The following is a 26,461-nucleotide window of genomic DNA, read 5'->3' as shown; positions in this document are numbered from 1 at the left end:
ATATAATACAGATAAATCATTAACTTTGCCTGCAGAAAACAGAAATAGTTTATGGCAAAAAAAAATGGAAACATCCTGATTGTCGATGATAACCGAGGCGTACTTACCGCCTTGCAGCTTTTGTTAAAGCCATATTTTGAAGGGATAATCACACTTCCCTCTCCCGTAACCCTGCCCAGCGTATTGCGAGAAAGGTCATGGCAAGTGGTTCTTCTTGACATGAACTTCACCTCGGGCATCAACACCGGCAACGAGGGACTATACTGGCTCCATGAAATAAAGAAGCTATGTCCCACCCTGCCCGTAGTGCTGTTTACCGCTTATGCCGACATTGACCTTGCCGTACGGGGAATCAAGGAAGGAGCCACAGACTTCGTCGTGAAACCCTGGAACAATCAGAAACTGGTGGAAACCTTACTGAATGCCGTATCAGCTTCTGAAACAAAATCTCCGGCCAACGGCCCAAATGCCGGACGTACGGCAGAAAGCAGCCACCTGTTTGCAGATACCCGCAACATGTATTGGGGAAACAGCCCCGCCATGCAGCAACTTCGCCTCTTGGTGGAAAAAGTGGCCTCTACCGATGCCAATATCCTTATTACGGGCGAGAACGGTACCGGTAAAGAGATGCTGGCACGCGAAATTCACTCCCTTTCACCGCGCAACCGGCAGGAGATGGTAAGTGTGGATATGGGTGCAGTCACCGAAAGCCTTTTCGAAAGCGAACTGTTCGGCCACGTGAAAGGCTCTTTCACCGATGCCCATGCCGACCGTGCCGGCAAGTTCGAAGCAGCCAGCCGCAGCACCCTCTTTCTCGATGAAATAGGCAATCTCCCCTACCACCTGCAAGCCAAACTGCTGACCGCCATCCAACGCCGCAGCATTGTCCGTGTAGGCAGCAACACTCCCATTCCCGTAGACATACGGCTGATTTGCGCCACAAACCGCAATCTGCCCGAGATGGTGGCAAAAGGCGAATTCCGCGAGGACTTGCTGTACCGCATCAATACGATACACCTCGAGATACCCTCGTTGCGCGAGCGGCCCGAAGACATCATCCCCCTTGCAGAACTTTTCATCGCCCGCTTCTGCAAGCAATATGACAAGCCCCCCGTCAAGCTGACGGACGGCGCCTGCGAGAAGCTTACGCTCCACCCCTGGTACGGCAATATCCGCGAACTGGAACATGCCATCGAAAAAGCCATTATCATCTGTGACAACGAAACCCTTCCTGCAGAACTGTTCCAGCTGGCACGGCGAACCGGCACTCCCGAAGCAACCGCATCCACGCTCGAAGAAATGGAAATGCAGATGATACGGAAGACGCTCGACAAATGCAGCGGAAATCTCTCTGCCGTCGCCGCACAGCTGGGTATCACCCGCCAGACGTTGTACAACAAAATGAAGAAGTATGGCCTTTAATTATTCATTCCGCGTTGCCGTCAGTCTGGCAGTAGCGCTCCTTGCAGGGGTGATGTGGACTGTGGACGTATTTTGGGGCGTGTTCTGCACTGCGCTGCTTTCCATAGCCCTGTACTGGCAGCAGAAGCTATACCGCCATCATGTGCGAAAGGTGCTTTTCATGCTCGACGCCATCGAAAACAACGACAATGCCATCCACTTCTCCGAAACGGAAAACACTGCCGACGCACGCCTCGTGAACCGTGCATTGAACCGGGTTGCCCATATACTTTATAATGTGAAAAGTGAAACAGCCCAGCAAGAAAAGTACTACGAACTCATCCTGGACTGCGTGAATACCGGCATCCTCGTGCTGAACGACAATGGTGCCGTATATCAGAAAAACAGCGAAGCCCTCCGTTTGCTGGGCCTCAATGTCTTTACCCACGTCAGCCAGCTGAACCGCGTAGACCCGCGTCTTTCGTCCCTTCTTGCCAATTGCCGCCCGGGAGACAAACTGCAAATGCCTTTCAACAACGAACGAGGCACTGTAAACATGTCTGTCCGCGTCAGCGACATCACAGTCCGTAAAGAGCATCTGCGCATCCTCGCCCTGAACGACATCAACAACGAGCTGGATGAAAAGGAAATAGATTCCTGGATTAGGCTTACCCGCGTACTGACGCACGAAATAATGAATGCCGTCACTCCCATAACCTCCCTGAGCGATACACTGCTGGGACTGACCGAAGCGCAAGTTTCCAAAGAAGAAATCAGAAACGGCCTGCAGACTATCAGCAGTACAGGCAAGGGCCTGCTCTCTTTTGTGGAATCATACCGGAAATTCACCCGTATTCCCACCCCCGAACCATCCTTGTTCTACGTAAAAAGCTTTATCGAGCGGATGGTCGAACTCGCCCGTCACCAGTACCCCGATGTCCGGGTCACCTTTCATACGGACATCGCGCCAAGCGACCTTATTCTATATGCCGATGAAAACCTGGTATCACAAGTGGTCATCAACCTACTGAAAAATGCCATACAAGCCATCGAATCGGATAAAAATACAGATAAAGAAGGACATATCAACATACGTGCCTACTGCAACGAAGCGGAAGCCATACTGATAGAAATTTCCAACAACGGACCTGCCATTCCCAATGACATTGCCGAACACATATTTATCCCCTTCTTTACGACCAAAGAGGGCGGAAGCGGTATTGGATTGAGTATTTCCCGGCAAATAATGAGGCTTTCCGGCGGAAATTTATCCTTATTGCCTGGTAAAGAAACCACCTTTATTTTAAAATTCAATTGAACTATTTTAGATTTGTATTTGTTAAACACATTGCATATCTTTGTACTATTAGACATAAGAAACATCACATTTCAAACTATATAGCATAGAATTTATGATATTTACAGCAGGAAACATACTACTTATAGGTTCCATATTACTTTTCGTCAGCATCATTGTCGGCAAGACCGGCTACCGTTTCGGAGTACCTGCGTTATTGCTTTTCCTTGTCGTCGGTATGCTGTTCGGCAGTGACGGATTGGGATTGCAGTTCCACAACGCCAAGGAAGCACAGTTCATCGGCATGGTTGCACTCAGCATCATTCTGTTCTCCGGTGGCATGGACACCAAGTTTACGGAGATAAAGCCCATATTGACTCCCGGCATTGTTTTGTCAACTGCAGGAGTGCTGCTCACGGCCCTCTTTACCGGATTATTTATCTGGTGGCTGTCCGGCATGAGCTGGACCAACATCCACCTGCCGTTGATAACCTCCCTTTTGCTTGCATCCACCATGTCATCTACCGACTCAGCCTCTGTATTCGCCATTCTGCGTTCACAAAAAATGAACCTGAAGCATAATCTGCGCCCCATGCTGGAACTGGAAAGCGGTAGTAACGACCCGATGGCATATATGCTGACAATCGTGCTGATTCAATTCATCCAGTCCTCCGGAATGGGAGTTCCCCAGATATTGGGCTCTTTTGCCATACAGTTCATTGTCGGTGCCGCAACCGGTTATTTCCTCGGAAAGCTGGCCATCCTTATGCTGAACCGGCTGAATATAGACAACCAGGCACTCTATCCTATCCTGTTGCTGTCCTTTGTATTCTTCACCTTCTCCATCACCGACCTGCTGAAAGGCAACGGTTACCTGGCCGTGTATATCGCCGGAATGATGGTAGGCAATAACAAAATCATGCACCGGAAAGAGATTTATACTTTTATGGACGGACTGACCTGGCTTTTCCAAATCATCATGTTCCTCTGCCTCGGTCTGCTTGTCAACCCCCATGAGATGCTGGAAGTTGCAGTCGTGGCATTGCTCATCGGCGTATTCATGATTGTCGTGGGACGTCCTCTCAGCGTTTTTCTTTGCCTGCTGCCTTTTGGCAAGAGAATCACCCTCAAGTCACGGCTATTCGTATCGTGGGTAGGATTACGTGGCGCAGTACCCATTATCTTTGCCACCTATCCCGTGGTGGCTGACGTGCCCGGTGCCCATGTCATCTTCAACATCGTATTTTTCATAACCATCGTCTCACTGGTCATCCAGGGTACCACAGTCTCCTGGGTAGCCCGGCTGCTTGGCCTCTCCACCCCGCTGGAAAAGACCGGAAATGATTTCGGAGTTGAACTGCCCGAAGAGATTGACTCCAACCTGCACGACATGACCATTACACAAGAAATGCTGGAGCAGGCAGACACCCTGAAAGACATGAACCTGCCCAAAGGCACACTGGTGATGATTGTAAAACGTGGCGATGAGTACCTCATTCCGAACGGAACATTAAAACTTCATGCCGGTGACAAGCTGCTTCTTATTTCGGAAAATAGCAAGGAATAAGAATTACAGATAAGTTTCTATCCGTTTCAGGGCAAGAAAAAAGTGGAAACTATTTGCTTTGCATCACTATAAGACCTATCTTTGCGCAGTTTTAACTAAAGTGTGCAACAGCTGAATGGAACAAGAACAAGGGTTCATCGATTATATAGAACAAAGCATTATTAAAAACTGGGATCGCAACGCCCTGACAGACTACAAAGGAATTACACTGCAATACAAAGATGTAGCACGGAAAATAGCCAAATTCCATATCGTATTGGAAAGCGCCGGCATTAGGCCCGGTGACAAGATTGCCGTTTGCGGACGTAACAGTGCACATTGGGCAGTCGCTTTTCTGGCTACAGTTACCTATGGAGCTGTCATTGTTCCCATTCTGCATGAGTTCAAGGCCGACAATATCCACAACATCGTCAATCATTCCGAAGCCAAGCTGCTGTTTGTCGGCGACCGGGCATGGGAAAACCTCAATGAAGAGGCAATGCCCCTGCTGATGGGTATCGTACTGCTGACGGACTTCACTCCGGTAGTTTGCCGCAACGAGCAGCTGATGGAGGCTTTCGAGCATCGCAACGTCCTCTATGGCACACGTTTCCCCAAGAATTTCCGCCCCGAGCATATCAGCTACCGCAAGGAGGAATCACCCGAAGAACTGGCTGTCATAAACTATACTTCGGGCACCACGGGATATTCCAAAGGGGTCATGCTCCCCTATCGCAGCCTTTGGTCCAATGTTGCATATTGCCATGAGATGCTCCCCGTACGTCCGGGCGACCATATTGTATCCATGCTGCCTCTGGGACATGTATTTGGTATGGTGTACGATTTTCTATACGGTTTTTCCGCAGGCGCCCATCTGTATTTCCTTACCCGTATGCCGTCTCCCAAGATTATTGCACAGTCATTCTCCGAAATCAGGCCACGGGTCATTTCGTGTGTACCGCTCATCGTAGAAAAGATTATCAAGAAGGATATCCTGCCCCGGATAGACAATAAAATAGGCAAGCTGCTATTGCGGATGCCCATTGTCAACGATAAAATCAAGGCTGACATGCGCAAAAAGGCAATGGAAGTATTCGGCAGTAATTTCGATGAAATAATCATCGGAGGAGCACCGTTCAATGCCGAAGTGGAACGCTTCCTGAAGCAGATAGGCTTCCCCTATACCATTGCATACGGAATGACGGAATGCGGCCCCATCATTTGTTCCAGCCGCTGGGAAACATTGAAACTGGCCTCTTGTGGCAAGGCAACCACCCGCATGGAAGTAAAGATAGACTCTCCCGACCCTCAGAACGTGGCAGGAGAAATAATCTGTAAAGGTGCCAATCTGATGCTGGGCTATTACAAAAATGCCGAAGCGACTTCCCAAATCATCGATGTAAACGGCTGGCTGCACACCGGCGACCTTGCAACGATGGATACCGAAGGATATGTCACTGTCCGCGGACGCAGCAAAAACATGTTGCTCACAGCCAGTGGTCAGAACATCTACCCCGAGGAGATTGAAAGCAAACTGAACAACATGCCCTATGTGTCCGAATCACTGATCGTATTGCAGAAAGACAAGCTCGTGGCTCTTATCTATCCGGATTTTGACGATGCATTCGCCCATGGTATGGAACAATCGGACATCGAAAAGGTTATGGAGGACAATCGGAATGAATTGAATCTGCAATTACCGGCCTACTGCCAGATAACAAAAGTCAAGATACACTTCGAGGAGTTCGAGAAAACGGCAAAGAAGAGCATTAAAAGATTTATGTATCAGGAAGTAAAAGGGTAAGGGGAATGTGTCAAAACCTTCTTTAACGCTTTATTTTAGGCGCGGATGACGCAGATTTCACGGATTTAGTTTATTGAATCCGCATTATTCCGCGTAATCCGCGCCTAATATTATAACATTATAAAAGTCTTCATGTGCTTTTGACACATTCGCATCCTTTTTGTTAACAAAAATAGAAGCAAAGGAATAAACGGCTAATAAGTGTTATAAAACATACTTTTTTAGTTGGATAATTTGCAGATTTATCAAAAGTCCGTATCTTTGCAATGTGTTTTTCATAGTATTAGATTTAAGGTTAACAAAGGTTGGAGTACAGCGGTACTCCTTTTTTTATGCCCGTAAATCAGATATTCCCGGAAAGCCTCTTCAGTCCCTTCAATACAGATTTATCTTTCACCTCCATGATGCTGATGGCATAGCCACCACCGGAAGCAGCTTTCAGTTTCAAGACCGTTTTGGGAGAAACGATACCTTTACGGATAACATAAGCTTGCGGATTTGTTTTATAATCGGCATCTTTTGCATCGGCATAGACGGTTGCAATATACTGCTTGTCTGCATCCAGGAAGTCCAGTTTCAGAGTTGAAGCATGTCCGTGCTCACTGCTGGTACAACCGATAAACCAGTCATTCGTACCTTTTGCCTTACGGGCAACAGTGATGTAACGTCCCGGCTCAGCTTCCAGATAGCGGCTGTCGTCCCAATCCACAGCCACATCTTTGATGAACTGGAAAGCATCCATGAAACGCTCATAATTCTCAGGAAGGTCGGCAGCCATTTGTAGAGGGCTGTACATAGTGACATAAAGTGCCAGCTGACGCGTCAAGGTAGTATTGGCATGCGTATGGCTGTTCGGATTCAACTTATTGATGTCCATTTCAAAGATACCGGGCGTATAGTCCATCGGACCACCCTGCAAACGGGTAAACGGAAGTACCGTTGTGTGGAAGGGCTTGTTACCAGCAAAAGCCTCGTACTCCGTGCCTCGGGCAGATTCATTGCCTATCAGATTGGGATAGGTACGGCATAAACCAGTCGGACGTACCGCTTCATGGGCATTGACCATTATCTTGTGTTTGGCAGCTTCGGTCACGGCGTATAGGTAATGGTTGTTCATCCATTGTCCATAGTGATGCTCGCCACGGGGAATCATATTGCCTACGTAGCCACTCTTTACCGAATTATATCCATATTTATTCATCAGACGGTAGGCAGCTTCCATGTGCCGCTCATAGTTACGGACGGAAGCCGATGTTTCATGGTGCATCATCAGACGGACACCCTTGGAATGAGCATATTCATTCAGATACTTGATGTCAAAATCGGGATAAGGAGTCACGAAATCGAAAACATAATCCTTGGAATTACCGAACCAGTCTTCCCAACCCGTATTCCAACCCTCCACCAATACCTGGTCAAAACCGTGTTCGGCAGCAAAGTCTATGTACTTCTTCACATTAGCCGTGTTGGCCGGATGAATGCCGTTCGGTTTCACCTTGGAATAGTCCGTATCATCCAGTTTCACAGAAGGGAGGTCAAAAGTATATGCCCAGGGCTTTCCCCCTGCAATCATTTCCCACCATACGCCGACATATTTCACCGGCTTAATCCAGGAGGTATCATCATACTTACAAGGCTCATTCAGATTGAGAATCAAATTGGAGGCCAGTATCTCGCGGGCATCATCACTGACTATGACCGTACGCCAGGGAGTATGGCAGGGAGACTGCATATACCCTTTATTTCCTTGAGCATCCGGAGTCAGCCAGGATTCAAAAACGAGGTTCTTGTCATCCAGGTTGAGATGCATGCAAGAGTAGTCCACCAAGGCTGCCTCGTGCAGGTTAAGGTACACTCCATCAGCTGTTTTAAGCTGTATGGAAGTCTGGACACCTGTCGGCGAAAAGACAGTTTGTGACGCATTGTCACTCACAGCTCCCTGCAGCAGTCCACGGATTTCAGAGAGTTTGGACTCCGTATAATCATATTCCTGGGTATCATAATCTCCCGGAATCCACCAGGCAGTATGGTCGCCGGTCATGGCAAATCGGGAATGCTCTTCCTTTATCACAAAATAAACCAGATTCTTCTGTTGCGGAAACTCATAACGGAATCCCACGCCGTCATCATATACCCGAAAACGGATATTCATAAAACGAGTGGTAGACGGTTGTTCAAGTTCTACCAGCAATTCGTTGTAGTGGTTGCGGATATCTTTTGTCTCCCCCCACACCGGTTGCCAGGTTTCATCGAAAGTGGAAGTAGAAGTCCTTACTACTTTGAAACCATCCATCAGGCTGGTAGCTCCTTTCAGTTCCAATCCCAACGTACTGGGATTGATGACAGGAGCCCCTTTATAATCCACCTGATAGGGTGGTCTCCCGTCTTTTGTCAGTTAAAAATCCAGCTTCCCCATGCCCGACGGGGATTAAATGCCTTCAGCTTTCCCCGCCAGGGAAGAAAAAAACAAAGCCGCGCTAAGTACAAATTTCTTCATAATACTGATATGTTTTTTGTGTTAATAGATAAACTCAATGATATGTTCCTTTCCATCATCCGGCAACCTCAGCAGGCAGGTCCCCAGCTTCTTGTCAGGACACCAGGCAGTTATCGTAAACTCTGTCTCCCGATTTTCTTCCAGCTTTCCGACATTCGTTTTCTTGATTTTCTGACCGTCCAGCAAAGCTGTTTTCGGCATCTGTTCCGTATAGATGCAGAACATCAGGTTTCGTTGGCCGGGTAAGCTATATTTCTCACCAGTCCGTGTACCTACTTTCAGCGTATAGCCTTTGTCGGTAGTCTGGCAAGTAATAGGAGTGCGCATGAACTCTCCACGCAAATATCCTAAATCAGTTCCTGCATCTTCATAAAGCGAGAAGGTAGTTTCACTGCCCGCTGCAGCAGGAAATATCTCAAACGTAACCGGATAGACCGGTTTCTCATCCGTATAGTTCATGACCGGCATTTGAGGTATGATACTTCCCTGCTTTACAAACATAGGAATAGTATTGAGGGGAGCATCCACCGTCATCCATTGCTCACCGCTATATGCTGTGTGTTTGTTGTTGTAGTCAATCCAAGTTCCTTCAGGAAGATACACATTCTTGTTTCGCGCTCCTTTCTTTACCACCGGAGCAACCAGCAGTTCGCTGCCAAACATGAACTGGGCATCCGTAGAGAACGTTTCCATATCTGCCGGATATTCCAGAAACATCGGTCGCATGAGAGGCAACCCCGTTTCGTGTGCTTCGCGGGCATACGTATAGATATAAGGCAAAAGACGATACTTCAATTCGATGGCTGCCTTGGCATTCTTCTCGGCCTCTTCGCCGAACAGCCACGGCTCCACAGCCACGTTGCCCTCATGATGAATGCGGCTCAGGGGATTGAAAGCGCCCATCTGTATCCACCGCGTATAAAGTTCAGCCATCGCAGGATAATTCTCTATATCTCCGCAATAACCGGTAATGTCACAAGTAGTAAAAGGAATAATTCCCAAACCGGCAGACAACAGTATCGGAATCTGATTGGCCATCTGTCCCCAGCCCTGCGTCACGTCATCACCGTTTCCACAGTCACCGGTCCAGCCGAAAGTATAGCGTTGCAAGCCCGCAAAAGCGGCACGTGTCATCTGAAATACGCGACGGTTAGGATTCCGTTTTTCAAACTGCTCCTTCACCACCTTATCCCACGTAAGACCATAAACATTGTGAATCTCATCATGCATGCCCAAATGGTGTTTCATCACCAGGCGTTCCGTCTGCTCCTCATTGCTCCAGGCAGGTTCACCCATATCAGTCCAGAAACCGGCAATGCCATCATCAATGGGCTTCTGCTGATAAGCTCCCCACCAGTCTGCCACAGCAGGAAGGGTGAAGTCCACTACTCCACAATTACCACCCCAGGGCCAGGGCATGTCATAACTCCTGCCGTTGGTGGAGTCCTTTACCAGATACCCTAACCTATCGGCTTCCTCCCATTGCCGCTTATTGGCTTGTGAAATGACCGGATCTTGCGAAACCACCACCTTGAAGCCCATATCCTTGAGGTCTGCAAGCATCTTTTTCGGATTCTCGTAGTTCCCTTTCCGCCACTCAAAATCCTGCAAATACTGTGTCCAGCCTATGTCCTGGTAAATAACATCACAAGGAATTCCACGCTTACGATAGCCTTCAGCTATTTCATAAGACAATTTCTCGCTCGTCAGCAGTCCCCGGCATTGTGCAAAGCCCAATGCCCATTTAGGAGGCATTATGGGTTTTCCCGTTAGGTCGACATATTGTTTCATGATTTCCTTATAATCCTTCCCGAAGATGAAATAATAAATCATCTCTCCCCCAGGAGCCTCGAAACTGTAGTAATCGCGGCTTTCCGTACCAAACTTAAATTCGGTTTTATACGTATTGTCCAGGAAAATACCATAACGATAACTGCTCATAAAGAACGGAATACTCTTGTAGAGCGGGTCCTCAACGGCACTATAACAAGGCTTGTCACTGTTCCACATCTTGTAGGCTTCGCCGCGACGGTCCAGCTTGCCGGTCTTTTCTCCCAAGCCGAAGAAGTGTTCGTCACGACGGAGGGTCTTGTATTCCAATTTGCGCTGCCCGTTACTGATATGCCCCTTATCGGCATAATCACTGAACAGCAGTTTCTGATACTTGTCGAATATCTGTAAGTTAAACGGAGACTTGTTTACCCGGATACGGAGTTTAGGGGTAAAAATCTCGTAGCAGGCATTCTGTTCGTCCACATGGACGGTACCGACATCCTCCAGGTCCTCATTGACGACGGCAAAGGAAGGATTATTCCGCTGGAAACTACCGTCGGGAGAAAACCATATACGTACCGTAGACTGACTACACAGACGTAATTGTATGGCAGAACTGTCATTTAAATAGAAGGTCACACTGCGGTCGTCACTGGTATAGGAAGTGCAGTCTCCGGTGCGGTTCTGTGCATTCGCATATACTGAAAATGCACAGACGGCAAAAAATAAAAATATATATTTCTTCATTACTATAATCTGTTTGTTCCTTTATTGGATATTCTTATTCCATCACAAGCATGCTCCAGTACTTCAGCAAGGGCAAGGTAAAGGTAACCGTGCCGTCCTTCTGTTCGAATGACAGTTCCTGCGAAGCACCGGCATGGAAATCGGGCGATGCAACCCATATCTTGTTCACTTTACCGGAAACATTCATCTTCAACGGCACGTCGGACACCAGACGCGGTTCGGGCATTGTTCCGTTCAAATCCCTCCAGCTTAAGTTATCCGCATTGAGGAAGTTGAGCAGATGAATGACTTGCCTGCCATTTACATTCTTGGCATATACAGTGATGGCAGACTTCTGCGGCGGCCATGCATTCAGAGAAAGATTCCGCGCAGCATCCGTACAGTTCAGAGAAACGGAAATCTCCGCCTCCGTATCTTTATCACGAAGCAGGTTCTGATAAGCCGTCATAAAGTCATAATAACGAATCATGGCTGTTTTCAGTACATCGTTCATCTGCAAAGCCGTGCTTGGAAAGTACTCGCGGCATAGCATGTGGTCACCCAATTCCAAATGAGAGCCTCCCAAAGCAAATATCACAGCATCCGTCAGCAGCACACCCGGTGTATTGAACTCACCGGTACTGCTACCTGCCTTGTCATAGTTCATATATGCGGCAAACACCGTTTTCAAGGCATGGTTGCCATACTGGTCGTTCGCTTTGATAATGGTGTGCAGATCCTTGAAGCCTGCCTCATCGCCCCATACTTCATTATAAAGGAAATCCACTTTACCCGTACCAGCTATCTGGGAAGCTCCATAGCTGGAGACGGCATTCATCACCAAACGCTTGTCCGGATGCTTCTGTTTCATGGCTTCGATGAACGAGGCATATCCCTTAGGCAGATTTACCTTATTGCCATCATAGTCATAGCGGTCACCCCGGTTTCCCAGTTGGTCTATCTGATAACCGTCAAAGTCCAGATTGGCATAAACATCATCGTTTCTCTGGGCAATATATGCCTGCCATTCCGTATTGGCGGGATTGAGCAGGAAGATATTACTTTTCCAACTGGAGGGCAAGTCATGCGAATCCTTATCCATGCGTCCCGTGTTCTTGAATATGTACCATTCTTCCTTTACCCCGTCGGAAACGGCATCGTCCAAAGCTCCGAAACATAGATTGTAGAACATGGACTTCATGCCCAGGCTGTGTTGTGTAGAGATATACTTCTTCACTACCTCGGTATAGACCTCCCGGTTGGCAATGTCCTTATAGACCTCGTCCAGATGCTCACGCGTACCGCCCAACGGCCAATGATGCTTGTTGTGCCAATCCTGAAACTGTACCCCGTTAATGTGGCAACGGTTCAGGAAAGCCATCTCCTTCTCTATCACTCCATCCACCTTTTTCGAAGCATCAAAAGTGGCAACGAAACCATAACGTGGAAAACGTGTCCAGTCACTGGATACATCTACGGCAATAGTACCAAGAATAACCTCTGTTCCATTCTCTTTTGTACGGTATACATCCACCAGATAACCGGTATAATCGGTTGCCGGAGCAGTCCAAGTCCAAGTAGTACCGACAGCAGCCTGCTCCGATACAACCTTGTCCATTGTCCGGTAGCGGATTTTAGCTCCGGCAGGAAGGGCGTCAGCTGTAAAAGAAACACTCTCGCCCGGCCGGTAACATGCCTTGTCGGTAGTGAGATTGACCGTCAAGTCCGAGGTGACTGGGGTTACTTCCGTAACCCCTCCACTCTCTCCGCCTCCACCGGTACCGCTACCGGTATCATCACTCTCCTTGCTGCATGCAACCAGCAGCAAGGCTACCATTGTTGTATAAACTATCTTCTTCATCTATTGTAGATACCTATTGTTTCACGATTGAAATTGTCTCTTCCAGCTGATTCAAAGTAATCAGATAGGAACCTGCTGTCGTAATCTTCCACTTCTGGTCGATGCCGCCTACCATCACGTCCAGATATTGCGCTTTGAACGCTTCGTCTGATTTATCAAGGAAAAGCATCGGTTCTGTTTCTCCTGCAGGCTGTTTGTCTGCTACAGCCGGCATGAACCAGGCTCCATTCCAATCTTCCTGCTTATCACAAGTAAATTTCAACTCACCGGCATTCAGCGTACCTTTCCAAGTAAACACATACGGATTATCCGTTGTCTGCATCGGCGTAGCATCACCAATCGTCCAACCGGCCGGCGTAGCATCACCTACCATATAAATCATCTCATACGGAGTAAATTCGCTCATCATCATGCGTTCCTTACCACTACGGATATCCATGCAAATCTTGTAGGCCTTGCCGCATTCCCCGTCTTTCAGCACCCATTTATTGTCCGGGTCGAACCCTTTCACAAACACCACTTCTGTATCGGTATAAGCAGCATCGGCATTCTTGGCCTTATACATGTTCTCCCAACTTCCATCGGAGGTTCCGAACTTGAATTCCCCTCCTTTGCCCACTTCAAAGAACTTGCCGAAGCGGAACAAGTATGGATCGAGCACATCTTGTTTCATCTTCACGAATCCCCAATCCGTAGCGTTACCCACAAAATAAAGCTGGTCGTAGGCAGGTGCCAACGTCTCTGTCTGGGTCAATGTAAGAACACCGGTAAACAGATTGGCTTCGACGATGTAATTATGGTCTTCTTCGACAACAAAAGGTTCATCCGGCTGGTCATCACTGCTACGAAGAACCAGCAATCCATCTGTTCCTTTGTTGTAAGAGGGCAGGAATGAGCCTAAGGTCGTGATGAACTTAAACTCACCGGCCACAAGCCGGCCCGTCCATGTAAAGATACCATTGTCCTTGCGGGTCATCTCTGTCGCATCATCGGCACTCCAGCCGCCCGGAGTGGCACTACCTATCAGATAAAGGGTGGATGTGAGCGGTTTATAGGCTGTAACACTGAAAGCAGTGGTAGACACCTGTTTTTCGTCCCGTTCTGTTACAGTAGCTGTCAAGCGCGCTTCCAACGAAATGTTCTCCCCGGCAGTTGCCCCAAAATGGTTGCGCAGGATGTCATTCAATTCCTCCACGCTCTTTTTCCATGAGTATTCTTGTACGGCATTCTCCACAGCTACATAAGAATCTGCAAAATCACTGCCGGTCTTGGTCAATTCCAGCGTATAGGAAATTTTATTACCCGTCCCATAATTGGTTCCCGTAGTCCAGGAAAGCTCCAGGGCATCATCGGCATGTGCCTGCTCATTCAAAACAACTTCCGTCTTGCTGGCCGTCAGTACAAGTTCATTCTGTCCTTTATCCAATTCCATGTAATCATCATCTACACAAGCAGATAAGGCTGCACAGCCCAGTAAGGCAAATACAAGGTGTGAAATATATTTCTTCATATTCTTCTGATTAAATTAATTAATAACCCGGGTTCTGCACCATTAAGGTATTAGCATCCATCTCCGTCTGCGGAATAGGGAACAGCAAGCGGTTCTTGTTCACGTTGCTCTTTCCAATGGAATGCAGGAATTTAATGGCATACTCTCCATTGTTGACACGAATCATGTCGAACCAGCGATGCCCTTCGAAAGCTAGTTCCATGCGGCGCTCATGGATAATCTTTTCACGCATGGTTTCCTGTGACAAGCCCGAAACCTCCGGCAGTCCGGCACGCTTACGTACAATATTCAAAGGCACGGCAGCCTGGTCAGGGCGTCCCATTTCATTCAAAGCTTCGGCCTTCTTCAGCAGGACGTCCGCATAACGATAAATCACGAAGTTGGCAGGATTGGTATTGTATTCCGGAGAAACCGTTTTCGACACCAGAAACTTGCGTACATTGTATCCCGTATTGGAATAAGAGCTTTTGTAAGCCTTACCGTCAAAATCCGGACATCCGGCATAAAGCACGGTCAAATCCTTACGTTTGTCACCGCTCTCATATTGACCCACAAATTCTTTTGTAGGCTGGTTCCAGCCATAACTGCCGGCAACAAAGTCCGAATTACGGGGACCCATGAAAGTAGAAAGCCAGGAAGACTGCGGATTGTTTCCCCAAAAATCATATTCCGTATTGCCCGAATACTGGACCTCGAACAAAGATTCCGGCCCGTTATTGACCAATGCATCGAAATTATCCTCATACTTGCAGGAAGAAAGGTCATACCCCAAATTTGTTATCTCATCACACAAATCAGACACCTCCTGATAATATTCCGTATGATTAGGAGCCAGCGTCAGATAAATATCTGCCAACATGGCCAAAGCTGCATCTTTGCAGGCACGTCCCACGTTCTCGTCGTCGTAAGAAGACTTGGCAGGAAGCAGGTCAACCGCATTCTTACAATCGGAAATTATCTGGGCATAAGTCTCTTCGACTGTAGCGCGTGCAATGTCTGTCGGTTCTCCCGGATTATAAGGAGCCAAACGCAGTGGAACACCACCGTACAGACGTACCAATACATAGTAATAATGTGCACGGAGAAAATAAGCCTCTCCCAGACAGCGGTTCTTGATTCTCTCTGACACAGCTTCAGCCTCCAGAAGACTATTCAACACAATGTTGCATTGTCCTATCCCCACCCAGGGAGAACGCCACATGTACAATGCCATGCCATTGTCGCTCTGCGTTATGAAGTTAGAAGCTTGTATCGTTTCAAGGCCGTCGGTACCGCCACCGGCACCCACCAAACTGTTACCCGCCACAATATCCAGTGTCCAGATACGCTGGTTGTACATATTGGAAGACTGAAGGGTGCGATAGCAGGCATTGGTCAGAGCAATGGCCACATCATCGGTCACCGTCGTTTCCGGGTCAACCGTATTTTTAGGAGACTTGTCCAGAAAGTCGCTGCAGGAAGCCAGCAGCAATACTGCCAGCATATATAGTAAATTTGTTATCTTTTTCATATCCGAGTCAATCATTAAAAGTTAAAGTTTAATCCTAAGCTGAACGTACGGGAAATGGGGTAACGGTTCTGGTCTATTCCGTTAATACCCACTTCAGGGTCGAAACCGGAATATCCGGTGATGGTAGCCACATTCTCACAAGATAGGGAAAGGCGTGCATTTTCAATCTGGGCTTTCTGTAACCACTGCTTCGGGAAAGTGTATGAGAGTGTGATATTCTTCAAACGCAGATAAGAACCATTCTCCACAAAGCGGTCTGACACGCGTGTATTCTGATTGGGGTCGCCGAACACGGCACGCGGCATCGAATTGCTGGTCCCCTCTCCTTGCCAACGCTTCAGTACGTCGGTAGTCTGGTTATAGGCAGCTGCCATACCGGTATTGTCGATATTGTTGGCATTGTATATCTTATTTCCGGCTATACCTTGTAAGAAAACAGAAAGTTCGAAACCCTTATAGGAAAGGCTATTGTTCATGGAGAACAGCCAACTTGGGTTCGGGTTACCGATGACGGTACGGTCACTATCATTGATGACACCATCGTTGTTCAAATCCCTGAAACGGATATCACCCGGCTCAGCTCCCGGCTGCACGGCATGTGTATTCACTTCAGACTGGTTCTGGAAGATTCCGTCCGTAACATAGCCGTAGAAGACATTAATGGGATAGTCCTTTGCCAGCATCGTTACATAGGAGTTATTGATTTGGTTAATGTAATAAGGAACGTCGCTGTTCAAATCCTTAATTTTATTCTTGTTGTAAGTGGCGGTCAGGTTCGTTTCCCATCCCAGTTCACCGGTAAGATTGATGGTATGCAGACTCATTTCAATACCTTGATTACGTACTTTTCCGGCATTGGTATACGTGGTTGTAGTATCTTCAAATCCCGATGTGATGGGGATAGACGCCTTTACCAGCATGTCTCTCGTCTCCTTCAGATAAGCATCGAACGAGAACATAACGCGTGAATTGAACAGTGAGGCATCAAAACCGATGTTGGTTTGTGCCACCTCTTCCCAATGGATATACGGGTTGGCGAGAGTAGAAGAAACCAGCGCTGTCTGATTGCCGCTCGAAATGCCGAAAGGATATACACTGGTATTGTAGGATGCCAGATAGCTGTAGTTTCCAACACTTGCCTGGCTACCGGTCACACCGTATCCCGCACGCACTTTCAGGTCATTGATATAGTCGTTTTTTGGAAACCACTTTTCCTGAGAGGCACGCCATGCCACAGATACGGAAGGGAAAGTACCCCAGCGATGTTTCTTACCGAAACGGCTGGAACCGTCACGACGAATGGTTGCAGTCAGCAAATAGCGGTCTTCGTAAGAGTAGTTGACACGTGCCATGTAAGAGAGCAATGCCCACTCTGTCTCGTTTCCACCGATGGCATACATTTCCTCGCCATTATCCATTTCGTGCACATTGTCGAACATAAACACATTCTTCTGCGCATTCAGGTAGTCGTTGGTGTTCCATTGGGCAGACATACCGGCCATCAATCCCACACGATGTTTTTCTGCAAAAGTATGGTCGAATAGGAAATAGTTGTCCCACAAATAAGTGAACGACTTGTTATCGCTCTTATAACGTGAAGTCTCCTCTGTGGGAGTGGGTTTCCAGTTATACTTGGGGGTAAAGTTGTCTATGAACCAGAATTTGGCATCATAGCCGAAAGTACTTTTAAACTTAAGCCATTTGGTAAAAGTAAGTTCTGCCGTCAGGTTGGCCAGGAAGTTATATCCATCAGTCTGACTCTTGTTCAGTTCCGTCGGTCCAATGGGGTTGCGCGTGCTGCCATACCATTCCGAGTTACCATCAGGGCCACTCCAACTGCCATCTTCATTCTTCACCGGATAAATGGGGAGCGCTTTCAGCGCATCACCTATATTATAGCTGCCCGACTTCTTCGTATCGGCACTGAACGTAATGTTATTGGAGAACTTCAACCATTTCAAGACTTGCGCATCACTGTTGGACTGGAATGTGAAGCGACGGTAATTCACACTCTTCACGATACCGGACTGATCCAGAAAACCACCGGACACATAATAATGGGATTTCTCGTTACCGCCGGAATAACTTACCGTATAGTTCTGCATCACACCTGTACGGAGCAATTCATCCATCCAGTCGGTACCTGCACCCAATTCAGAAGGATTGGCCCATTCCGGATTAGGATTGCGTCCACTGTTCACCATCATGTCATTACTCAACTCGGCATACTGCGCCGCGTTCAATAAAGAAGGTACGTTCGTAGCATTCTGGAAAGAGTAATTGGCAGATACAGCAAGTTTTCCTTTTCCTTCCGTACCGCGTTTGGTGGTAATCATCACAACTCCATTAGCTCCCCGGGAACCGTAGATGGCTGTGGCCGAAGCATCCTTCAATACATCCAAACGTTCCACATCGGCCATATTTAAGGAAGACAAGCCCAAGTCGGTAGGCACTCCGTCAATCACGACCAGCGGGTCGCAGTTGTTGATAGAACCCAAACCACGAATCTTGATGGATACATTGTCTCCCGGTTTACCGGCATCTACAATCTGCACACCTGAGATTTTTCCCTGGATGGCTTGTCCCAAATTGGATACGGGGGAATCCTTGATATCCTTGTTACCGATGGAGGACACTGCTCCTGTAAGGTCGCTTTTCTTCATGGTGCCATACCCTATCACCACCACTTCATCCAGCATTTCGGCATCCTCAGACAAAACTACCTGAAGCTGTTTCTGTCCCTTCACCTGCACCTCTTGAGTCTTATAGCCTACAAATGAAACGACAAGAGTACCGTTCGGAGACATGTTCAAAGAGAAATCACCGTCAATACCGGTTATTGTCCCATTTGTGGTTCCTTTTTCCATTACACTGGCGCCAATAACCGTTTCACCGGTCTGGTCTTTCACTACACCTTGTACTGTAATTTGCTGTGCGAACATGCACATCGGAAGTAACATTCCTATCAGACAAACCATCATCCGTAGCCTGCTGATTGGCATTTTGTACTTTTGCATAATATAAGAATTTAAAGTTAATAATAAAAACATAAATCACATGTGTCACTCTTTCCGAAGAGGAACAATGCAAATGTATCAGATAAGAGAAGCCAATAGTGGAGGAAAGAGTAAAAAAGTAGTGGTTTACATCATTCAAAAAGGCTTAAACCACTATATACCAATAATATATAAAATTATTACCCAACTAAAAAAGTAGTGAAAATATAAGCGTAAAAGAGACACTTCCAAGCTTCAAAACCCCTATTCTCAGTTCTTCGACTTGCCAATTGTCATCACTTCCTGTTCCAACAAGTCGCGGTCACCGGCAGCCTTGTTGCGAACCTTCGTACGATAGTTATAAATGGTGGTAACAGAATATCGAAGGAACTGGGCTATCTTCACGCTGTCAGTAATACCCAAACGTATCAATGCAAAGATGCGCAACTCTGTATTCATCCGTTCGCCGGCTTTCAAGGATATTTGCTCATCATCGGCAAGCAGGGCATTGAAGTCTTCTACAAAAGTAGGAAACAGCTGCAGGAAGGTATTATCAAAGTTGGTATAGAATTCCTTTAATTCCCCCTCTATGAATTTAGAAGACTTGATGTTCTTGTAGAGTTCCTCCACATTTCCGGTAGCGGCAATCTTTCCCAGCGACCGGCGGTAATTGTCCATCTTTTCCAAATAGACCGAGCACTGGTCCATATAACGGCCGATATACTCCTCCTTCAGATAGGAGTTTTCGGCAATGCTGTGGTTGGCCTCCTTGAGTTGTGCATTGGAAAGGTGAAGCTCATCATTCAGCTCCTTCAACCGTTTGTTGGCGTCAATCACTTCCCTGCGGGCGGCAGCCACTTTCTTCATCTGCTTGTATACATAAAATATGGCAAGCAACAGAAAAAGTGAAAGTAGGCTGATAGATACCAGTGCCCATTTCATCTGCTCCTGCTGCTTCTCCGTCTTTTGCTGGTAAGCATCATTAATGATAGGAAAGATTTCCAGAATCTCCAGCTTGCGCAACCGGGCATTGCAGGCGGCTGCATCTTCCATACATATCTTTACATAAGAATAGGCACGCTCGATGTCTCCTTCCTGGTAAAGCAGTACGGCGAGCTTGCGTAAAGAGATATATTCACGGACAGCGGTTTTCATATCCGCCATAGCAGAAACAATCAGGTATTCCTTTTCCTTCTCTTTGTCCCCTTTCAGCCGGTAAGACTCTGATAAAGTATAGGCACAAATCGCAACGTCGTGTTCATAGTCCTTCTGCAGCGCCAGATAATCCGTCAGCAAACGGATGGCCTTGTCATATTCATTGCGTACATTATACTGGTCGGACTGAATCAAGGTATGTATCAGAAGATTATCTTTATTGACCAACAGCAACGAATCACGATATTTGTCCGTAAGCTCCGTATAAAGCTTCTTTTCATATGCCGTCACGGCATAATCGGCCATAAGGCCATAGACCGTACGGTAGATATGGTAATAATATGGATGGATATCCACCGGTAACCGGTCTATATGGATATTCCGCATCAAATCCATAACTTCCTTATACATACCGGTCATTCCCAAAACATCTGCTTTATTCATGCGGGCATTGTCTATGTATTCCCGGTTTCCAAGACGTATGGCTATCTGTTCCCTTTCCTCGGCCATGTGCAATGCAGAATCCGTATTGAACGAACGGTACTCATCCAGCAATGTGCCAAGAATGACAAAACGTTCTTCATCCGGTATCTGCCGATGCAACTGTCTTTTCAGTTCCACCAGTTTCAGCTCTTTCTGCTCCATGTATATGGGACGCTCCTTTATCGCCTGGTCCAGTTTCAGCAGCAAAGAATCCGCCCGGCTGCTGTCTGCAGCATGAAGGCGGCACATACAGATGGTACAAAGACACAAGAATATGATTATATTTTTCATCCGGCTTTCCGATTAGTTAAAGGCAATACTTTTTGAGAATCCTCATGCAAAAGTAATTAAAATACCATAAAAACCTATTCTACTATCATTAAAAGCTCGAAAGCAGAGTGATAAAAAGGCATACTGCAAGCAAAAGAATCAAAATATTGAATTACCTTTACGGAAAATCCAAAGAAAGACCATATCATAAATATCATCCGAGCATCATGGATATACACACATTTATTGCCAATTATCAGGAAGCTTTCGGCCAACACGCCGAACTCCCCATCGCCTTTTGGTATTCAGACCGAATGGGGGCATCTACAGAGAAAGTAACCGGTTGTCTCTTCAAATGCATGAAACAAGTCAGAGACGGCAAAATCGTCAGTCTCAGCAACAAAACAATTACCTGCGGAGGAGGCAAGTTCTATACCGGATTTACAGAAATGCCCGAGCGCGTCCCGGGGTTTGTCTCTTTGAAAGAGAAATACAAGAAGACTCCCGAAATGGTGGTAGATTTTGTCAATGAGCTACAGATTTCCAGAACTGACAAAGCCTATCTGCATTTTGCCCGCATAGACAAGATACCTTCCTTTGATGAAGTGGAAGGACTGCTGTTCCTGCCAACTCCCGACATTCTATCCGGACTGGCGACATGGACCTTCTTCGACAACAATGCATCGGATGCCGTAGCAGCCCCATTCGGCTCCGGCTGCTGTTCCGTCATTACCCAAACCATCATTGAAAACCGGAAACAAGGGAAACGTACTTTCCTGGGATTCTTCGACCCCTCCGTCCGCCCATACTTCGAAGCGGACTTATTGAGCTTCACTATCCCCATGTCCCGATTCAAGGAAATGTATCACACCATGCGCGAAAGCTGTCTGTTCGATACACATGCCTGGGGAAAAATCAAGGAAAGGATACAGCTTTCCCAATCAAGAGACGTACATATCCTCCCCTCTCCCATTTCCTTCCCCATCCTTCCGGACATTTATCTGCAGGAAATCAGAATGGAAGAGGCCGCAGCCATCTACCATGCCATCGACACACACCGGGATTACTTAAGAACATGGCTGCCATTTGTGGATAATATGCGCACAACAGCTGATGAAGAAGCTTTTTTACGTCAGGTACTATCTGCTCCTGCCGAACGAAATGAACCTATATTCGGTATTTGGAACCAGCAGCATGAAATCTGCGGACTGATAGGTTTCCATTTCTCCGATTTCGACAACCACCGTACAGAACTCGGCTATTGGCTACTGCCGGAATACCAGCACCGGGGCATCATTACTGAAAGTGTCCGCAAGCTGTGTCTGTGGGCCGTACAAGAAAAAGAGATAAAGCGGATACAAATTCGCTGTGCCGTGGGCAATGCAGCCAGCAACGCAGTACCGGTTCGCCTCGGTTTCATCCATGAGGGAACAGAACGTTGCGGAGAACTGCTGGCTTCTGGAGAATATACAGACATACATATATACAGCATCTTGAAAGAAGAAGTGCTGGCCAACCTCAAACGATAAAATATCAAATTATATATCAACTATTGAAATTATACATGGAACAACAACCTCATCTCAATGACCACAACAAGCAGGAGTACCCTCCTATGCATACAACGGAGCACATCATCAACCAAACCATGATAAGGTTATTCGGTTGCGGCCGCTCCATATCAGCACACATAGAACGAAAGAAGAGCAAGCTGGACTATCGTCTTGCCGCCTGCCCCACGGAAGAAGAAATAAAGAAGCTGGAAGAGGCCGTAAACGAGGTAATCGCCCGACAGCTGCCCGTCACAACAGACTTCATTACGCAAGAGGAAGCGCAAGGACGTTTCGACTTGGAACGCCTGCCCGATGGTGCTTCGGAAACGGTACGTGTCGTGAAAGTAGGCGATTACGACGAATGCCTCTGCATCGGAGTACATGTGGAGAATACATCAGAAATCGGAACCTTCAAAATCATCAGTCACGATTGGAACGAAGAAGCCAAGCGTTGGAGAATGCGTTTTAAATTAGTCTGAAAATCTATCAATTTTAAATAAATAAGATAGCAAAATGGCATTAAACAAGCAAATAAGTCAGTTCTTCAATGACAAATAGTCAATAGAGTCAGCAAAGACCGGTTGGCATAAGGTTTGCAATATAGTTAGCGAACGACGGTTCAAGAAACGGACGGTGAAAAAAACAAAAGGCAGACACCCGAAGACAAAGAACCGGAGTTCAAAACTAAATAGCATGTTTAACTTAAACAATAGGAGACTATAACTATGATGCCTGTAAGAAGAAACCAAAATTGGTTACCGAGTATTTTTAATGATTTCTTTGACAATGATTGGATGGTAAAAGCAAATGCCACCGCCCCTGCCATCAACGTATTCGAAACAGCAAAAGAGTACAAAGTTGAATTGGCTGCTCCCGGTATGACAAAAGAAGACTTCAACGTTCACATCGACGAAGAAAACAACCTGGTCATCAGCATGGAAAAGAAAACAGAAAGCAAGGAAGAGAACAACAAGGACGAAAAGAAGGAAGGCCGCTACTTACGCCGCGAATTCTCATACACCAAGTTCCAGCAAACCATGATTCTTCCGGACGATGTCGATAAGGAAAAGATTGGTGCCCATGTAGAAAACGGCGTGTTGAACATTACATTGCCTAAGTTTACAGAAGCAGAAAAAGAAAAGGCCAAGAAATTCATCGACGTAAAATAACGCCCGACCATTAAAAAGAAAATCTCCCGCTGCACAAGATAATGCAACGGGAGATTTTTTATATCCATAGCTATGCGGAACTATTTCTTTTTCCCTTTCAGAAAACGGTCTGTCAGCCACTTGCGCACCGGTTCGTCGTACAGTTTCAAACAAGCATAAGCAAGAACAAAGGCTCCAACGAAAGTAAGTATCATATAAGGGATACCTTCCACCATTGTAGCGTTATTGTTGCATACCCAAGCCGTATAAGTATATACCAACGGATAATGGGTAATATAAATCGGATAGGAAATATCTCCCAGGAACTTGCATACGGCAGTAGAGCGCTTACCGGTCACCTTGCCGCCCGCTCCCATTGAAACAATGACCGGGAAGATGCAGATAATACAGAAAGCCTCGTAAAGCCCGTTCATCCAGTAACCATCCTCACCTCCGATACGGGGAATGGAAAGAACCACCACAATCAGCAGGCTGCACCACCAGAAAGCACGCTTTTCAAGCCGTATCAGCCAGCCGAGGCGTGACAGAAGCAATCCGCCGAAGAACGGATACATCAGCCGGACCATACCCACATACTGCTGTTCCCAGTTCAAGGCCCAACCACCCACAATATCGCCGGCAGGAGCAGTCAGACAACGGTATACCGTAAAACACCCTGCCACAAATACCAGCACCGACAGGGCCACCTTATTGAACTTGCGTACAAACAACGCATACAGAATATTACCGATATATTCATAATAGAGCGACCATGCCGGGCCATTCAACGGATGCATTTCCGTCCAGCCGCGAATGTCGAACTTCAGCGGAAGAGGAAGCAAGGTACAGCCCAGCAACATCACCAGCAGCATTGTTCCGATGGACGTATTCTCGATAGGTGGAAAACAAGGCGACTCCTGAAAATAGAAAAAGGCAGCGCCCACAATGCTTCCCATAATCACCATAGGATGCAGGCGGATGATACGGCGTTTGAAGAAAGTGCCCACGGTCATCCGGTTCCAACGGTCATCATAAGCATAGCCGATAACAAAACCGGAAAGCATGAAGAAGAAATCCACTGCCAGATAACCATGATTGATAATTTGAGTAAGATGGCTGCCACCTGCATGTGCTTCAAAAAGATGGAAGATAATAACCATGACAGCCGCCACGCCACGAAGTCCGTCAAGAATCTCATAATGCGGTTTCGAGGCAAGATAAGTAGTCTGTGTATTCATTTTGGTATAAGATATTTATTTATTCGCGTGCAAAGATAAGAGTTTTTTCCAATAAGGGAACTGATAAATATCATATAAACTCTATCAATCAATTACTAAGCAAAACAGATATTTTTCATCATTAGATACATATCACTATTTGCACCCTTTTTTCCGCACAAAAAACAGCTTTTATTATCCATAATAAAAGGGCTACACCTTTTCCTCCTCATGGTGTAGCCTTAAACACAAAAGGGTGTAGCTATCCAAGGCAAATGGTGTAGCCCTTCTTCAAAAAAGAGAGCCAAATAGGATAATAATAAAGAAAAATCAGTTAACTACTTTTCTTATAACTTTTTACCGCCCACAGATTGAAGACCAATGCAAAGACCAACACGGCTCCCAGTTGCGGAAGCAGTTCGGCAAATCCGCCACCACGGAGATAGATGGTACGCATCACCTCCACAAAATAGCGTAGCGGATTGATGCACGTAATCCATTGCGCCCACTCAGGCATACTGTGGATAGGGGTGAAAAGACCACTCATCAGAATAAGGATAAGCATGAAGAACCACATGACAAACATGGCCTGCTGCAACGTGGTCGAATGATTGGATATGACCAGCCCGAACCCCGACACCACCGGTAGAAAAAACAGCGCCATGCCGTAGATAGTGAGGAAATGTCCCGCCGGCAGAATGCCGTAAAGTACCCATGCCAGAACGAAACAGATGGTCAGCACCACAAAACCTATCAGCCAGTAAGGTATCAGCTTGGCGGCAATGAAAGTGAACTTGCCGACGGGGGTGACATTTATCTGCTCGATGGTGCCCGCCTCCTTCTCGCCCACCACATTGAGGGCAGGGAGAAAACCGCAAATCAGCGTCAGCAGCATTACCATGAGGGCAGGAATCATGAAAAGCTTGTAGTTCAGCGTGGGGTTGTAAAGATTCTGCGTAGTGATGTCCACCCGGGGAAGCGGCTTCCCGGCAAGCCCTTGCGAAGACGACTCCGAACCCAGTTCACGGGTATAGTCACTGATGATGGAAGACAAGTAGGATCCTCCCAGACTGCCCTTCGTGCCGTTCACGGCATTGGCCGCCACCAGCAGACGAGGCGCCTCTCCCTTCACCCAATCCTTTTCGAAATCACGGGGAATCTCCAGCACGACATCTGCCGAACCTGCTTCAATGGCCAGCAAAGCCTCATCGTATGTATCGGGAAGCGCTGTCAGGCAGAAATAAGTGGATGCACCGATTTTATCTACCAGACGGCGAGACAAGACGCTGTGGTCATTGTCCACTATATTCAGATTGATGTTCTTTATCTCCAGATTGGCGGCCCAGGGCATCAGTATCATAATCATGCACGGGAAAATGAAAATCAGCTTGGGCAGGAAGGAGTTGCGGAACAACTGCTTGAATTCCTTTTCAATGAGAAACTTTATCATAAGACGATATTTTAAAGATTTTAGACACAAGAACAAAAGAACAGATTTCCCGTATCCTTTTGTCCTTATGTTCTTCTGCCTGAATAATTAATACAAAATTCATATCCGCTCTTTACTCAAGCCGATGCTTGAATTTCTTGAAACTCACCGTTATCAGCAATACCGCCATCGTGGCAAGTATGCCGACCTCCATCAGCACAAGCGAAACATCCACTCCCTCAATCATCAGCTTACGCACCGCCTGGATATACCAGCGTGCAGGAA

Annotated in this window: 15 protein-coding genes and 2 pseudogenes; 7 read left to right on the top strand and 10 right to left on the bottom strand. The window is 46.9% G+C overall.

Translation table 11 applies throughout. The features are described from left to right. Positions 1-51 precede the first annotated feature (51 nt). The 4 genes from ABUA47_RS11935 (at position 52) to ABUA47_RS11920 (ending at position 6,048) form a co-directional block, all read left to right on the top strand. Positions 52-1,422, top strand: a complete 1,371-nt coding sequence (locus ABUA47_RS11935) for a sigma-54 dependent transcriptional regulator (protein ID WP_347774446.1) — start codon at positions 52-54, stop codon at positions 1,420-1,422. Beyond that, on the top strand, positions 1,412-2,719 hold the full coding sequence (locus ABUA47_RS11930; protein WP_057256488.1) for a sensor histidine kinase: 1,308 nt from the start codon (positions 1,412-1,414) through the stop codon (positions 2,717-2,719). Before ABUA47_RS11935 ends, ABUA47_RS11930 begins: the two co-directional genes overlap by 11 nt. 94 nt (positions 2,720-2,813) lie before the next feature. Next, entirely contained in the window at positions 2,814-4,265 is a 1,452-nt protein-coding gene (locus ABUA47_RS11925; protein WP_035448593.1) for a potassium/proton antiporter, read from the top strand. Positions 4,266-4,380: 115 nt separating this feature from the next. Beyond that, complete coding sequence (locus ABUA47_RS11920; protein WP_057256487.1) at positions 4,381-6,048, top strand: long-chain fatty acid--CoA ligase; 1,668 nt, start codon at positions 4,381-4,383, stop codon at positions 6,046-6,048. Between the two features lie 343 nt (positions 6,049-6,391). Here ABUA47_RS11920 and ABUA47_RS11915 read toward each other — a convergent pair. The 7 genes and pseudogenes from ABUA47_RS11915 to ABUA47_RS11885 all read right to left on the bottom strand — a co-directional run bounded on the left by ABUA47_RS11915 (position 6,392) and on the right by ABUA47_RS11885 (position 20,850). Further along, a pseudogene (locus ABUA47_RS11915) lies at positions 6,392-8,545 on the bottom strand (glycoside hydrolase family 97 protein). Positions 8,546-8,566: 21 nt separating this feature from the next. Then, complete coding sequence (locus ABUA47_RS11910) at positions 8,567-11,065, bottom strand: glycoside hydrolase family 31 protein (protein ID WP_349824422.1); 2,499 nt, start codon at positions 11,063-11,065, stop codon at positions 8,567-8,569. A 34-nt stretch (positions 11,066-11,099) separates the two neighbouring features. Further along, positions 11,100-12,905, bottom strand: a complete 1,806-nt coding sequence (locus ABUA47_RS11905) for a glycoside hydrolase family 66 protein (protein ID WP_120151680.1) — start codon at positions 12,903-12,905, stop codon at positions 11,100-11,102. Between the two features lie 13 nt (positions 12,906-12,918). Beyond that, positions 12,919-14,415: a SusF/SusE family outer membrane protein gene (locus tag ABUA47_RS11900; protein WP_005827666.1), complete on the bottom strand. Its 1,497-nt coding sequence runs from the start codon at positions 14,413-14,415 to the stop codon at positions 12,919-12,921. Between the two features lie 19 nt (positions 14,416-14,434). Continuing rightward, a complete protein-coding gene (locus ABUA47_RS11895; RefSeq protein WP_158589290.1) occupies positions 14,435-15,925 on the bottom strand; it encodes a RagB/SusD family nutrient uptake outer membrane protein in 1,491 nt (496 codons plus the stop codon). 14 nt (positions 15,926-15,939) lie between these two features. Continuing rightward, positions 15,940-18,942, bottom strand: coding sequence for a SusC/RagA family TonB-linked outer membrane protein (locus ABUA47_RS11890; RefSeq protein ID WP_005827660.1), 3,003 nt, complete (start codon positions 18,940-18,942; stop codon positions 15,940-15,942). Between the two features lie 249 nt (positions 18,943-19,191). After that, on the bottom strand, positions 19,192-20,850 hold the full coding sequence (locus ABUA47_RS11885) for a DUF6377 domain-containing protein (RefSeq protein WP_120151678.1): 1,659 nt from the start codon (positions 20,848-20,850) through the stop codon (positions 19,192-19,194). Between the two features lie 206 nt (positions 20,851-21,056). On the opposite strand from ABUA47_RS11885, the gene ABUA47_RS11880 reads away from it, so the two are divergent. The 3 genes from ABUA47_RS11880 to ABUA47_RS11870 all read left to right on the top strand — a co-directional run bounded on the left by ABUA47_RS11880 (position 21,057) and on the right by ABUA47_RS11870 (position 23,551). Then, positions 21,057-22,358, top strand: coding sequence for a GNAT family N-acetyltransferase (locus ABUA47_RS11880; RefSeq protein ID WP_120151677.1), 1,302 nt, complete (start codon positions 21,057-21,059; stop codon positions 22,356-22,358). A gap of 35 nt (positions 22,359-22,393) precedes the next feature. Beyond that, the gene (locus ABUA47_RS11875; protein WP_349831618.1) at positions 22,394-22,861 is read left to right on the top strand and encodes a hypothetical protein; all 468 of its coding nucleotides are present in this window, start codon (positions 22,394-22,396) and stop codon (positions 22,859-22,861) included. A gap of 246 nt (positions 22,862-23,107) precedes the next feature. Next, a complete protein-coding gene (locus ABUA47_RS11870) occupies positions 23,108-23,551 on the top strand; it encodes an Hsp20/alpha crystallin family protein (protein WP_005827646.1) in 444 nt (147 codons plus the stop codon). An 80-nt stretch (positions 23,552-23,631) separates the two neighbouring features. Here ABUA47_RS11870 and ABUA47_RS11865 read toward each other — a convergent pair whose 3' ends face one another. The 3 genes and pseudogenes from ABUA47_RS11865 to ABUA47_RS11855 all read right to left on the bottom strand — a co-directional run. Next, the gene (locus ABUA47_RS11865) at positions 23,632-24,768 is read right to left on the bottom strand and encodes an acyltransferase family protein (protein WP_117703284.1); all 1,137 of its coding nucleotides are present in this window, start codon (positions 24,766-24,768) and stop codon (positions 23,632-23,634) included. A 313-nt stretch (positions 24,769-25,081) separates the two neighbouring features. Beyond that, positions 25,082-26,197 (bottom strand): ABC transporter permease, encoded by a 1,116-nt coding sequence (locus tag ABUA47_RS11860; RefSeq protein WP_117703283.1) that lies wholly within the window; start codon positions 26,195-26,197, stop codon positions 25,082-25,084. A 112-nt stretch (positions 26,198-26,309) separates the two neighbouring features. Then, a pseudogene (locus ABUA47_RS11855) lies at positions 26,310-26,461 on the bottom strand (ABC transporter permease); the annotation flags it as partial.

Origin of the sequence: Bacteroides sp. RTP31139st1_H2_RTP31139_211217, assembly GCF_040227615.1 — a bacterium.
Classification (GTDB): Bacteria; Bacteroidota; Bacteroidia; order Bacteroidales; family Bacteroidaceae; genus Bacteroides; species Bacteroides uniformis.
The sequence above is the reverse complement of the archived record's forward strand: the minus strand, read 5'-3'. Positions and strand labels throughout refer to the sequence as shown.